Origin of the sequence: Streptomyces sp. NBC_00536, assembly GCF_036346295.1 — a bacterium.
Taxonomy (GTDB): Bacteria; Actinomycetota; Actinomycetes; order Streptomycetales; family Streptomycetaceae; genus Streptomyces.
Map to the genome: position 1 here is coordinate 1,735,667 of NZ_CP107819.1, position 13,138 is coordinate 1,748,804.

A 13,138-nucleotide genomic window follows, 5' to 3' on the forward strand; every position below is an offset into this window, starting at 1 on the left:
GGCCCACCTCACCAGAGGCGGACCGGGGCACCGGCCGGACGACCGCGAACGCCTACTCGGCGTCCTCCGGCTCCTCATCATTCGACACGGCATCCACCTGCGCCGCCGCCGGAACATCCGCCTCCAGCAGACGCGACAGCTGACGGCCACGGATCCGCTTGAACTTCCGCTGCTGCGCCCGCGTCCGGTCCAGCACCGCCACCTCCAGCCGGTCCGCCGGAATCTCCCGGTCCGTCCCGTTGGCCTGGCTCGACAACGCCTGCACCGCCAGCTTCAACGCCTCCGCCAGCGTCATCCCGTCCTGGTGACGCTGATCCAGGAACGTACTGATCTGCTCGGCATTGCCACCGACCGCGACCGAACCGTGCTCATCCACGATCGAACCGTCGTGCGGCAGCCGGTAGATCTGGTCACCGGACGCCGTCGCACCCACCTCCGCGACCACCAGCTCCACCTCGTACGGCTTCTCACCCGCACTGGAGAAGATCGTGCCCAGCGTCTGCGCGTAGACGTTCGCCAGCCCACGGGCCGTCACGTCCTCACGGTCATAGGTGTACCCGCGCAGATCCGCGTAGCGCACACCACCGATCCGCAGGTTCTCGTACTCGTTGTACTTCCCCGCCGCCGCGAAACCGATGCGGTCATAGATCTCGCTGAACTTGTGCAGCGCGCGGGACGGGTTCTCACCGACGAACACAATGCCGTCGGCGTACTGCAGCACGACGAGGCTGCGACCGCGGGCGATGCCCTTGCGCGCGTACTCCGCACGGTCCGCCATGGCCTGCTGGGGTGACACATAGAACGGAGTCGACACCGGCTGTCCGTCCCTTTCTTCCGGTCTTCTACAGGGCTACGGATGGTCAGAGCAGGGCGGCGCGCGGCCCGTCGGGCTGCGTCAGGCGGTGCTCGGTGACCGCGCGGGCCAGCTCCGCCGACTCGTCGTCGGTGAGCCTGCGGAACCCCTCGTCGGTCATCACGGTGACGATCGGGAAGATCCGGCGGGCCATGTCCGGACCACCGGTCGCCGAGTCGTCGTCAGCGGCGTCGTACAACGCCTGGACGACCAGGGTCGTCGCCTGCTGCTCCGTCAGGTCCTCGCGGTACAGCTTCTTCATCGAACCCCGGGCGAAGATCGAACCCGAACCGGTCGCGGCGTAGCCGTGCTCCTCGGAGCGCCCGCCGGTCACGTCGTAGGTGAAGATCCGGCCCCGCTCCTTGGCCTCGTCCCAGCCGGCGAACAGCGGGACGACGGCGAGGCCCTGCATGGCCATGCCGAGATTGCTGCGGATCATGGTGGAGAGGCGGTTCGCCTTGCCCTCCAGGGAGAGGGTCGCGCCCTCGACCTTCTCGAAGTGCTCCAGCTCCAGCTGGAACAGCTTGACCATCTCCACGGCCAGACCGGCCGTACCCGCGATGCCCACCGCGGAGTACTCGTCGGCCGGGAACACCTTCTCGATGTCCCGCTGGGCGATCATGTTCCCCATGGTCGCCCGCCGGTCACCGGCGAGCACGACCCCGCCGGGGAAGGTCGCCGCGACGATCGTCGTCCCGTGCGGCGCCTGCACGATCCCCTCCGGCAGCGTCCGGTTCCCCGGCAGCATCTCGGGCGAGTGCGCGCCCAGGAAGTCCATGAAGGAGGAGGACCCCGGCGTCAGGAAGGCTGCCGGTAGACGCCCTGTGCCGTGATTGTTGGCTTCCACGCGTGTCCCTCCAGATATTCGGCCGCCCGAAGAATGCGGTCGGGATTTTCTTTCAACAGGCCAAGGCCCGCATTGCAGTTGAAGCAAAGTACGCCACGGACCCTACCCGTCTTGTGGCAGTGATCCACATGCACGGCCGGAGCACGGAGACAGAGGCAGCAGAGACCACCTTGATCCGCGACCATCTGGTCACGCTCGGCCTCGGTGATCCCGTACTTGCGCTTGAGGTGACCTGCCCGACCCTCGGCGGCCCGGCACGCCTTGCAGCGCGTATTGAGACCATCGGAGGCGGATGCCTTGCGGTGGTACTCGGAGTGCGGCTTGACCTCCACGCAGCGTGTGCAGAGCTTGTGCCCCTCTGGCACGTCCACACGCGGAAGGCCCGTCCTGGCCTCCACCAAGGGTGCCTTGAGGTGGTACCTCGTACCGCAGTCCCGGCAGTGCTTCTGGAGGCCATCCATGTTCGACCGCTTAACACTGAAGGCCGCGCGCGGCTTGGTCTCGCCGCACCGCACGCACCTTTTCAGCTCCACCCGCCCCGCCTTCGATTCGAAGGTCAAACCGCGCCTTCGGCCATCACTGGCCACCCTTCTGAACGAACGACCGCACGAAATCCTCGGCGTTCTCCTCTAGGACATCGTCAATCTCGTCAAGTACGGAGTCGACGTCGTCCGAGAGCTTCTCGTGCCGCTCCTGGACGTCCGAACTCGCCTCGGCGGTCGTCTCCTCGACCTCCTCGGTCGAGCGCGTCGCCTTCTGCTGTCCGCCGCCGGTGTCCTTGGTCGCCATGTCTACCTCACCCCGCTCGGTTCGCACGCTCACGTCGAGAGACCCCGGGAATTCGGGATCCCTCAAGATCAGACCCTACGTCGGACCCTACAAGGAGGGTCCGGCATTCGTCCCCGCACTTTCACTAACGTCCGGTCTTTCTCATGATTCCCGGACCGGAGGCCTTTCAGCCCCGTTCAGCGCCCCGAAAGGACCCGGACCAGGTCTTCCGCCGTGCGGCAGCGGTCCAGGAGCTCCTTGACGTGCGCACGGGTGCCCCGCAGGGGTTCCAGCGTGGGGACCCGCTGGAGCGAGTCGTGGCCCGGCAGGTCGAAGATCACCGAGTCCCACGAGGCCGCGGCCACGTCGTCGGCGTACTGCTCCAGGCAGCGGCCGCGGAAGTAGGCCCGGGTGTCCTCGGGGGGCTTGCTCTCGGCCCGCTCGACGGCGGGCTCGTCCAGCAGCCGCTTGATCTTCCCGCGGGCCACCAGGCGGTTGTAGAGGCCCTTGTCGGGGCGGACGTCCGAGTACTGGAGGTCCACCAGTCCGAGCCGGGCCGCGTCCCAGTCCAGTCCGTCGCGCCTGCGGTAGCCCTCCAGGATCTCCCGTTTGGCGATCCAGTCCAGCTCCCCCGCGAGGCTCATCGGGTCGGTCTCCAGCCGGCCCAGTACGTCCTCCCAGCGGGCCAGCACGTCCTTGGTCTGGTCGTCCGCGTCGGAGCCGAACCGCTCGTCGACGTACTTGCGGGCCAGCTCGAAGTACTCCATCTGGAGTTGTACGGCGGTCAGCGTGCGCCCGCTGCGCAGGGTGATGAGCTGGTGCAGGTCCGGGTCGTGGGAGACCTGGTGCAGGGTGCGCACCGGCTGGTCCACGGCCAGGTCGACGTTGATGAACCCGTCCTCGATCATGGAGAGGACCAGGGCGGTGGTGCCCAGTTTCAGGTAGGTGGAGATCTCGGAGAGGTTCGCGTCGCCGATGATCACGTGCAGGCGGCGGTATTTCTCGGCGTCGGAGTGCGGCTCGTCGCGGGTGTTGATGATGGGGCGCTTGAGGGTGGTCTCCAGGCCGACCTCGACCTCGAAGTAGTCCGCGCGCTGGCTGATCTGGAAGCCGTGTTCGCGGCCGTCCTGGCCGATGCCGACGCGGCCGGCCCCGGTGACGACCTGGCGGGAGACGAAGAAGGGGGTCAGGTGGCGCACGATGTCCGAGAAGGGGGTCTCCCGCTTCATCAGGTAGTTCTCGTGCGTGCCGTAGGAGGCGCCCTTGTTGTCGGTGTTGTTCTTGTAGAGGTGGATCGGCTGGGCGCCGGGGAGCTGGGCGGCCCGCTCGGCCGCTTCGGCCATGATCCGTTCGCCGGCCTTGTCCCAGAGGACGGCGTCGCGCGGGTTGGTGATCTCCGGCGAGCTGTATTCGGGGTGCGCGTGGTCGACGTAGAGCCGTGCGCCGTTGGTGAGGATGACGTTGGCGAGGCCGATGTCCTCGTCGGTGAGCTGGCTGTTGTCGGCGGCCTCGCGGGCGAGGTCGAAGCCGCGGGCGTCCCGCAGCGGGTTCTCCTCCTCGAAGTCCCAGCGGGCGCGTCGCGCCCGGTGCATCGCCGCCGCGTAGGCGTTGACGATCTGGGACGAGGTGAGCATGGCATTGGCGTTCGGGTGACCGGGGACGGAGATCCCGTACTCCGTCTCGATCCCCATTACTCGCCGTACGGTCATGCGGCCCTCCTTGCCCGGCGGCGCTTCCGATCGGAAGCGGCGCTCAAGTACCGCTGGTGCTCCGGTGCGTGTGCGGTGCCCGTCCCCGCACTGCGGATGCGGCGGTACGGAAGAGCCTAGAGCGGCTCCGCGCTGGTGGGGAGATCATTTCAATCATTGCCTTGACCCGGCCGCGGCTGAAAAGCAGTCGGCTGCGGGTGCCCGGTGAGGGCACCCGCAGCCGCCCCGCTCTGTCAGAGGTACTGACCGGTGTTGGCCACCGTGTCGATGGAGCGTCCGGTGTCCGCGCCCTGCTTTCCGGTGACGAGCGTGCGGATGAATACGATCCGTTCGCCCTTCTTTCCGGAGATGCGGGCCCAGTCGTCCGGGTTCGTGGTGTTGGGCAGGTCCTCGTTCTCCTTGAACTCGTCCACGCAAGCCTGGAGGAGGTGGGAGACCCGGAGGCCCTTCTGGTTGTGCTCGAGGAAGGCCTTGATCGCCATCTTCTTCGCACGGTCCACGATGTTCTGGATCATCGCGCCCGAGTTGAAGTCCTTGAAGTAGAGGACTTCCTTGTCGCCGTTGGCGTACGTGACCTCGAGGAAGCGGTTCTCCTCGGTCTCGGCGTACATCTGCTCGACGACGGTCTGGATCATGCTGTGGACGGTGCCGGCGCGCGAGTCCTGGTGCTCGGACAGGTCGTCCGTGTGCAGGGGCAGGCTGGCCTTGAGGTACTTCGCGAAGATGTCCTTCGCGGCCTCGGCGTCCGGACGCTCGATCTTGATCTTCACATCGAGTCGGCCGGGGCGCAGGATGGCCGGGTCGATCATGTCCTCGCGGTTGGAGGCGCCGATGACGATGACGTTCTCCAGGCCCTCCACACCGTCGATCTCGGCGAGCAGCTGGGGGACGATGGTGTTCTCCACGTCCGAGCTGACACCGGATCCGCGGGTGCGGAAGAGCGATTCCATCTCGTCGAAGAAGACGATGACGGGGGTGCCCTCGCTCGCCTTCTCCCGGGCACGCTGGAAGACGAGGCGGATGTGCCGCTCGGTCTCGCCGACGTACTTGTTGAGGAGTTCGGGGCCCTTGATGTTGAGGAAGTAGGACTTCCCCGCGGGCTGGCCGGTCACCTCGGCGACCTTCTTGGCCAGGGAATTGGCGACCGCCTTCGCGATCAGCGTCTTTCCGCAGCCGGGCGGACCGTAGAGCAGGATGCCCTTCGGCGGGCGCAGTTCGTGTTCCTTGAAGAGGTCGGGGTGGAGGTACGGGAGCTCGACGGCGTCGCGGATCAGCTCGATCTGGTCGCCCAGGCCGCCGATCTTGTCGTAGTCGATGTCCGGGACCTCTTCGAGGACGAGGTCCTCGACCTCGCTCTTGGGGACGATCTCGTAGACGTAGCCGGAGCGGGGTTCGAGCAGCAGGGAGTCGCCGGGGCGGATGATGACGTCCAGGAGCGGCTCGGCGAGCCTCACCACCCTTTCCTCGTCGGTGTGCCCGACCACCAGGGCGCGCTCGCCGTCCTCAAGGATCTCCTTGAGGGTGACGATGTCCCCGGCCCTTTCGAACTCCATGGCCTCGACCACGTTGAGGGCTTCGTTGAGCATGACCTCCTGGCCACGCCTGAGGTCCTCGGGTTCGACGCTGGGGCTGACGTTCACGCGGAGCTTGCGGCCCCCCGTGAAGATGTCGACCGTGCCGTCCTCGTTCGACTGAAGGAAGACTCCGAAGCCGGCCGGCGGCTGTGCGAGCCGGTCGACTTCCTCCTTGAGGGCCACGATCTGGTCGCGTGCCTCACGGAGCGTATTGGCGAGTCGCTCGTTCTGCGCGGATACTCCGGCCAGATTTGTCTGGAGCTCGACGATCCGCTCTTCGAGAATCCTCGTGTGTCGCGGAGAGTCGGCGAGCTTACGTCGCAGGACGGCGATTTCCTGCTCGAGATAGGCAACCTGACCGGCGGGGTCATCAGACCCTCGCCCCGGCCGGATGCCGCGGGTGATGTCATCGTCGTGGGCTGCCACGGTCCTCACCTCCTCCAAGGGGAGCTGGACGCTTCCTGACCCTACCTGGGCTGGTGGTGATTGAAACCCCTAGATCACAAAGACGGTAGGGGTGTGTCCGATCTTCACCCTTGCGTACTCCCTCACGCCAGGGAAATACCCACCCTTCAACATCGGAAAGCAGCCGGTTGTAAGGTCGAACTGTTCAACACCCGTCAGGGCTCGCGCGACTTGCTGCGACTTGTGACCGGAGTGGATCACCGAGGACAGGGAACGGCAGGAGATATGACCGTGCAGCACGAGGCTCACACTGGCGGTGCCGGCGAGGGCGGGGAGCTGTTGGAGGTCTGGATCGACCAGGACCTCTGCACCGGGGACGGGATCTGCGTCCAGTACGCGCCCGAGGTCTTCGAGCTGGACATCGATGGTCTGGCGTATGTGAAGAGTGGTGAGGACGAACTCCTCCAGGACGCGGGGGCGACCACTCCGGTTCCGCTGCCGCTGCTCCAGGACGTGGTCGATTCGGCCAAGGAATGTCCGGGGGACTGCATCCACGTGCGTCGCGTTTCGGACAGGGTCGAGGTGTACGGTCCCGACGCGGAATAGCGGCGGTCCCGGAATCAAACGCGTTTCGCGGCCGAGTCCGTAAGCTCCTGGCTGAATTTTCCGCCGGTCCAGCGCCACTTGGACTGCTGCTTCACGTCGGGTGCGTAACGCGGTATCTGGGGCGAGGAGTATCCGGTGAGGGTGGCGGTGACCGTGTGGTCACGCACCGCGAGGTCGGTGACGGTCTTGCGCGCGCCGGGGTCGAGGAGGGTGGCGACGATCCGGGGGGCCGCGCCCGGCGCCGGGCCGGCGGTCAGGACGTACAGGCCGTGCGGGGGGTTTCCGGAGCCCGCGTCGCAGCGGACGGCCGCGATGGTTTCGGGGCGGTCGTCACCGTCGAGGTCGCCTTGGGCGGTGGCGGTGACGCTCTGTGGCAGGCCGTGGCAGTCCAGGGGGAAGGTCACCTGTGCCGGGTCGGGTGCGGGGGTGGCCGTGGGTCCGTCGGCGCCCTGGGGGGCGGATGCGACGGCGTGGTCGGGCTGGAGGAAGGCGGCTGCGGCCACGACGGCGGCCAGCGCCACCGCGGTGGCCATCCAGTGCACCGGTCGGGTGCGGGTGTGGGCCGGGTCCGGGGCGGCGGGGGTGTGCGGCACGCGGGGCGTCTCCTGTGGGCGGCGCTGACGGGGAGCCAGCATCGTGCCACACCTCACACGGGGGTGGAACGGGCGGGTCCGTCCTGGCGGGCCGGTGGGCGGGCCGGTGGGCGGGACGCTCGCTGAGAGGCATCACGAGGCGTAACGAAAAGGCGCCGGTGCGTTGTGCGGGGCCGCGGGGGCTGCCCGATGGCTGCCCGGTGGGGTCAGCCGCGCTCGGTTTCGGCGGTGCGCTCCGCGGAGCGGCTGCCGGGGCCTTCGTAGTCCTCGCCGTAGGCGCCCTTGGAGGGGCGGCGGCGGCGGAGGGGGGCTTCGACGCCGTCCGCGAGGCGGCGGGCGGTGACGAGGAAGCCGGTGTGGCCGATCATGCGGTGGTCCGGGCGGACGGCGAGGCCTTCGACGTGCCAGTTGCGGATCATCGATTCCCACGGCTGCGGTTCGGCGTAGCAGCCGAACTCGCGGATGGATTCGACGGTGCGCGAGAGCTGGGTGGTGGTGGCCACGTAGCAGCAGAGGATGCCGCCGGGGACGAGTGCCTTGGAGACGGCCTCCAGGCATTCCCAGGGGGCGAGCATGTCGAGGATCACGCGGTCGACGTCGGTGTCGGACAGGTTGTCCTGGAGGTCGCCGACGGTGAGCTGCCATGCGGGGTGGGGGCCGCCGAAGTAGCGTTCCACGTTCGCGGTGGCGATCTCGGCGAAGTCCGGGCGTCGTTCGTAGCTGTGGAGCATGCCCTGGTCGCCGATCGCGCGGAGCAGGAAGCTGCTCAGCGATCCGGAGCCCACACCCGCTTCGACGACGCGGGCGCCGGGGAAGATGTCGGCGAAGGCCAGGATCTGGCCCGCGTCCTTGGGGTAGACCACGGCGGCGCCGCGGGGCATGGACAGGACGTAGTCGGGGAGCAGGGGGCGCAGCGCGAGGTACGCGACGTTCCCCGTGGTGCGGACAACACTGCCCTCGGGAGCACCGATCAGCTCGTCGTGCGGGAAGGAACCCTTGTGGGTGTGGAAATTCTTCCCTGCTTCGAGCGTGAACGTGTAGTGGCGGCCCTTGGGGTCGGTGAGCTGAACCTGGTCCCCGACCTTGAAGGGCCCGCGTCGGCGGGCGGCACCGGTCGGTTCGGACATGTGACCAGTGTATTGGCTCTAGGACTGGGGCCGCGCCATGGCCTTCACGAAGGCCTTTTCGACGTCGAGGGTGGAGAGGACGCCGTAGATCTCGCCGCCGGGTTCGAGGACGAGGTATTCGCTGGCGGGGTGGGCGCGCAGGGCGTCGAGGAGGTCTTCGCCGGAGAGTTCGGCGGAGACCTTCATGCCGTCGGTGAGGTCCTGGGCGAGGCCGCTGACGGCGACCCAGGGGCGGCGGTGTTCGGGGACGGAGGCGATGGCGGTTTCGCGGACGAGGGCGGTGGGGTCGCCGTGGCCGTCGACGATGACGAGGGCGCGGGCTCCGGCGTCGTTGGCGCGGCGGAGGGCTTCGGAGAGGGGGGTGGCGGATTCGACGGGGATGGCGCGTCGGGTGAGGGTGCGGGCGCGGAGTTCGGGGAGGTGCTGGCGGAGGCGGGCCATGCGGAGGCTGTTGCCGGCGCCGGTCCACATGATGCCGGCGAGGATCGCGGCGAGGAGGGCGTTCATGACGGTGTCCATGCCGCCGAGGTCGCGGGTGGCGGCGCCGTCGAGGGTTCCGTTGCTGGTGAGCAGGGGGAGGCCGAAGAGGACGGCGACGGCGATGGCGCGGCCGACCCAGGCGGCGGCGATGGTGCCGGTCATGGGGTTTTTGGTGAGGGCCCAGATGACGGCGCGGAGCATGCGGCCGCCGTCGAGGGGGAGGCCGGGGAGCAGGTTGAAGGCGGCGACGAGGAGGTTGGAGATCATCAGGCCGGCGAGGAGGACGCCGGGGACGGTGGAGGGTTCGACGGCTTTCATGCCGAGGTAGAAGGCGCCGGTGAGGGCGAGGGAGAGGAGGGGGCCGACGAAGGCGAGGACGAATTCGCGGCCGGGGCTCTCGGATTCCTTCTCGATTTCGGAGACGCCGCCGAAGAACTGGAGCTGGATGCGGCGGACGGGGAGTTTGAAGCGGAGGGCGGCGATGGTGTGGGCGAGTTCGTGGACGAGGACGGAGGCGTAGAAGGCGACGGCGAAGAAGAGGGCGACGAGGTAGCGGGCGGGTCCGAGGTCGGGGAGGACGCGTTCGAGCTGGTTGCCGAAGATCCAGGTGATGAGGGCGGCGACGAGGAACCAGCTGGGGGATACGTAGACGGGCACGCCGAAGGGGCGTCCCATGAGGATTCCGCCGCCCGGTCCGGAGCGACGGCCTGTGCGCTCGCCGGTTTCGTCGGTGTCTGCCACGGGTGTCCTTCGGTCGATCGGTGCTGTCCGTGCTGTGGGTGCGGTCCGTGCCGGCGGGCCCTGGGTGGTGGGTGGGGCCGGGCGGTCGCGCGGTGTGATGCTCCGATCATGCAGTGCGAGGGGGCTCGGCGTCGATGGTATGCCCGTGCTGTCGGTGGCGGGTCGTAGGGTCTTGGTATGACGACGAGTCCCGGTTCCGGTCCGGCTGAAGCAGCGCGGCCTTCTTCGCTTTCTCCTTCGCGGGCGAGCGATTTCATGCGGTGCCCGTTGTTGTACCGGTTCCGGGTGATCGACAAGCTGCCGGAGAAGCCGAGTGCGGCGGCGACGCGGGGGACGCTGGTGCATGCGGTGCTGGAGCGGCTTTTCGATCATCCCGCGGAGGAGCGGACGGCGCCGCGGGCGAAGGCGTTGATTCCGGGGCAGTGGGAGCGGTTGCTGGAGTCGAAGCCGGAGCTGACGGAGCTGTTTCCGGTGGATGACGGGGGCGTGGGTCTGGCGGGGTGGCTGACGGAGGCCGAGTCGTTGGTGGACCGGTGGTTCACGTTGGAGGATCCGACGCGGCTGGAGCCGGTGGAGCGGGAGTTCTTCGTCGAGACGGAGCTGGATTCGGGGTTGCGGCTGCGCGGGATCATCGACCGGGTGGATGTGGCGCCGACGGGTGAGGTGCGGATCGTCGATTACAAGACGGGGAAGGCGCCGCGGCCGGAGTATGCGGAGGGTGCGCTGTTCCAGATGAAGTTCTACGCACTGGTGGTGTGGCGGTTGAAGCGGGTGGTGCCGCGGCGGCTGCAGCTGGTGTATCTGGGCAGTGGTGATGTGATCACGTATGACCCGGTGATCGAGGACCTGGAGCGGATGGAGCGCAAGCTGCTGGCGCTGTGGGACGCGATCAAGGAGGCGACGGAGACGGGTGACTGGCGTCCGCGGCCGACGAAGCTGTGCGGGTGGTGTGATCATCAGGCGGTGTGTCCGGAGTTCGGTGGCACTCCCCCGGTGTATCCGCTGGTGATCACTCCGCGGGTGGCGGTGGAGCGGCCGGAGGAATCGTGAGGGGCGGGTCAGGGCAGAATGGGCGGGGTCCTGACGAGCCGTCCCGCCTGGCTGCTGTCCACTGATCGAGCGATTACGAGGGAGACCCTGTGGCGATCCGCGTCCTGCTGGTCGATGACCAGCCACTGCTGCGCACCGGTTTCCGGATGATCCTGGAGGCCGAGGGGGATCTCGCGATCGTGGGTGAGGCCGGGGACGGTCTGCAGGCGATCGACCAGGTCAGGGCGTTGCAGCCCGATGTGGTGCTGATGGACATCCGGATGCCGCGGATGGACGGGGTGGAGGCGACCCGGCAGATCACGGGTCCGGGGCGGGACGGTCCGGCGAAGGTGCTGGTGCTGACCACGTTCGATCTGGACGAGTACGTGGTGGAGGCGCTGCGCGCGGGGGCCAGTGGGTTCCTGTTGAAGGACGCGCCGGCGGTGGAGCTGATCCAGGCGATCCGGGTGGTGGCGGCGGGCGAGGCGATGCTCGCGCCGAGCATCACGCGGCGGTTGCTGGACAAGTACGCGGGGCACCTTCCGTCCGGTGAGGCGGCCGCGCCGAGCACGCTGGGCACGCTCACCGAGCGTGAGGTGGAGGTGTTGAAGCTGGTGTCGCGGGGTCTGTCGAATGCGGAGATCGCGGCGGACCTGTTCGTGAGCGAGACCACGGTGAAGACGCATGTGGGTCATGTGCTGACGAAGCTGGGTCTGCGGGACCGGGTCCAGGCCGCGGTGTACGCGTACGAGAGCGGCCTGGTCCGGCCCGGAGCGCAGTAGCTCCGGGGATGCTCAGCCCTTGCTGATCTCCCAGAAGCGGAAGACGGTGGAGGCGTCCAGGGACCACTGGAGGCCTGCGATGTTGGGGCGGGCGACGGCGTACTGCTTGCCCTGCCACAGCGGGAGGATGGGGACTTCCTCGGCCACGATGTCCTGGAGGCGCGTGAAGTCGGTGGTGGTGGCGGTGCGGTCGGCCTTGGCGGAGGTCGCGGGGATGATGGTCCCGGTGATCTCCTTGTTCTCGTAGTTGTTGACGAGGACGTTGTCGGGGCCGAAGAAGGGCTGTGTGAAGTTGTCGGCGTCGGGGTAGTCGGGGACCCAGCCCTTGACGTAGACGCCGTACTTGCCGGCCTGGATGTCCTTCTCGTACTGCCCGAATTCGACGGACTTGACCGTGGCGTCGAAGAGCCCGCTCGCGTTGAGCTGCTTGGCGATCGCCTGGAACTGCTGGTCGGTGGAGGGTCCGTAGCGGGACGGGGTGGACCACAGGGTCAGCTTGACCTTGTCCGTGTACCCGGCGGCCTTGAGGACGGCCTTGGCCTTCTCGGGCTGGGGGCTGCCGCCGTAGCGGTCGAAGAACGCGGTGCTGTGGCCGCCGATGCCGGCCGGGACGATCGAGTAGAGCGGGGTCGCGGTGCCGTCGTAGACGTCCTTGACGAGGGCGTCGCGGTCGACGAGGTAGGCGATGGCCTTGCGGACGGGGAGCTTGCCGACGACCGGGTCGTTCATGTTGAAGACGAGGTGTTCGACTTCGGCGCCCGCGCCCTGGACGACGAGGACCTTCTGGTCTCCGGTCTTGGCGGCCATGCCGGCGATGTCCTTGGCGGCGAGGCCGCGGAAGGCGAAGTCGACGTCGCCCGCTTCGAGGGCGGACTTGAGGGCGCCTTCGTCCTCGTGGAAGAACTTCATGGTGACGCCGGTGTTCTTCGCCTTGGCCTGGCCGGTGTAGGCGCTGTTGACGGAGAAGGCGGCGCTCTTGGTGGTGAAGGAGTCCATTTTGTAGACGCCGGAGCCGATGGCCTTGCCGTCGGTGCGGAGCTTGTCGGCCGGGTACTCGCGGTGGTCGACGATGGACCCCGCGCCCGACGCGATCTTGCTGGGGAAGGTCGCGTCGGACGTCTTGAGGTGGAAGACGACGGTCTTGTCGTCCGGGGTGTCGATGCGTGCGACGGACGCGAACATGACGGCGGGGCCGTTCGGGTCGTTGATCTTCAGCGTGCGCTCGAAGGAGTACTTGACGTCCTGGGCGGTGAGGCTGTTGCCGTTGCTGAACTTGAGCCCGTCGCGCAGGGTGCACTTGTAGAGCTTGCTGTCGCTGCCTTCGAAGGCGCAGGTCCGGGCGGCGTCCGGTTCGGGGGTGGTGCCGCCCTTGGGGAAGGCCAGCAGCGACTGGAAGACGTTGTTGAAGAGCAGCCAGGAGCCGGGGTCGTAGCCCGCCGCCGGGTCCGTCGAGCGCACATCGGCGGATATGCCCATGACCACGCCCTTGCCGTTGCCGGCGGCGGCGCCGTCCTGTGCGCCGCAACCGCTGAGCAGCGCGGCGGCGGTGACCGCCCCGAGCGGGGCGACCAGCCACTGGTTACGTCTCATCACACGAACGTCCTTCACAGTCGAACTGTTGCGT

13 protein-coding genes are annotated in these 13,138 nt (G+C 68.0%); 3 read left to right on the forward strand and 10 right to left on the reverse strand.

What is annotated here, in order from left to right; translation table 11 throughout:
* Positions 1–52: 52 nt before the first annotated feature.
* From prcA to arc, 6 genes are all read right to left on the reverse strand, one after another.
* Entirely contained in the window at positions 53–814 is a 762-nt protein-coding gene (gene prcA / locus OHS33_RS07415) for a proteasome subunit alpha (RefSeq protein ID WP_330329577.1), read from the reverse strand.
* Between the two features lie 46 nt (positions 815–860).
* Positions 861–1,700, reverse strand: coding sequence for a proteasome subunit beta (gene prcB, locus OHS33_RS07420; RefSeq protein WP_330329578.1), 840 nt, complete (start codon positions 1,698–1,700; stop codon positions 861–863).
* Positions 1,652–2,032 (reverse strand): endonuclease VII domain-containing protein, encoded by a 381-nt coding sequence (locus OHS33_RS07425; protein WP_330329579.1) that lies wholly within the window; start codon positions 2,030–2,032, stop codon positions 1,652–1,654. The genes prcB and OHS33_RS07425 overlap by 49 nt, the downstream gene beginning before the upstream one ends.
* 244 nt (positions 2,033–2,276) lie before the next feature.
* Positions 2,277–2,489: a ubiquitin-like protein Pup gene (locus OHS33_RS07430; protein ID WP_330329580.1), complete on the reverse strand. Its 213-nt coding sequence runs from the start codon at positions 2,487–2,489 to the stop codon at positions 2,277–2,279.
* Positions 2,490–2,665: 176 nt separating this feature from the next.
* Complete coding sequence (gene dop / locus OHS33_RS07435) at positions 2,666–4,177, reverse strand: depupylase/deamidase Dop (RefSeq protein WP_330329581.1); 1,512 nt, start codon at positions 4,175–4,177, stop codon at positions 2,666–2,668.
* Positions 4,178–4,410: 233 nt separating this feature from the next.
* A complete protein-coding gene (gene arc / locus OHS33_RS07440) occupies positions 4,411–6,177 on the reverse strand; it encodes a proteasome ATPase (RefSeq protein ID WP_330329582.1) in 1,767 nt (588 codons plus the stop codon).
* 264 nt (positions 6,178–6,441) lie between these two features.
* Between arc and OHS33_RS07445 the strand changes: the two genes are divergently transcribed.
* A complete protein-coding gene (locus tag OHS33_RS07445) occupies positions 6,442–6,762 on the forward strand; it encodes a ferredoxin (RefSeq protein ID WP_330329583.1) in 321 nt (106 codons plus the stop codon).
* Between the two features lie 14 nt (positions 6,763–6,776).
* Here the strand turns inward: OHS33_RS07445 and OHS33_RS07450 are convergent, their stop codons facing one another.
* From OHS33_RS07450 to OHS33_RS07460, 3 genes are all read right to left on the reverse strand, one after another.
* Positions 6,777–7,397, reverse strand: a complete 621-nt coding sequence (locus OHS33_RS07450; RefSeq protein ID WP_330329584.1) for a hypothetical protein — start codon at positions 7,395–7,397, stop codon at positions 6,777–6,779.
* A 164-nt stretch (positions 7,398–7,561) separates the two neighbouring features.
* Positions 7,562–8,482 (reverse strand): tRNA (adenine-N1)-methyltransferase, encoded by a 921-nt coding sequence (locus OHS33_RS07455; protein WP_330329585.1) that lies wholly within the window; start codon positions 8,480–8,482, stop codon positions 7,562–7,564.
* Between the two features lie 18 nt (positions 8,483–8,500).
* Complete coding sequence (locus tag OHS33_RS07460) at positions 8,501–9,703, reverse strand: site-2 protease family protein (RefSeq protein ID WP_330329586.1); 1,203 nt, start codon at positions 9,701–9,703, stop codon at positions 8,501–8,503.
* Between the two features lie 177 nt (positions 9,704–9,880).
* On the opposite strand from OHS33_RS07460, the gene OHS33_RS07465 reads away from it, so the two are divergent.
* Together OHS33_RS07465 and OHS33_RS07470 are read left to right on the forward strand one after the other, a co-directional pair.
* Complete coding sequence (locus OHS33_RS07465; RefSeq protein ID WP_330329587.1) at positions 9,881–10,753, forward strand: RecB family exonuclease; 873 nt, start codon at positions 9,881–9,883, stop codon at positions 10,751–10,753.
* An 89-nt stretch (positions 10,754–10,842) separates the two neighbouring features.
* Positions 10,843–11,514, forward strand: coding sequence for a response regulator transcription factor (locus tag OHS33_RS07470; RefSeq protein WP_330329588.1), 672 nt, complete (start codon positions 10,843–10,845; stop codon positions 11,512–11,514).
* Between the two features lie 12 nt (positions 11,515–11,526).
* Here OHS33_RS07470 and OHS33_RS07475 read toward each other — a convergent pair whose 3' ends face one another.
* Positions 11,527–13,104, reverse strand: a complete 1,578-nt coding sequence (locus tag OHS33_RS07475) for an ABC transporter substrate-binding protein (protein ID WP_443065258.1) — start codon at positions 13,102–13,104, stop codon at positions 11,527–11,529.
* Positions 13,105–13,138 lie beyond the last annotated feature (34 nt).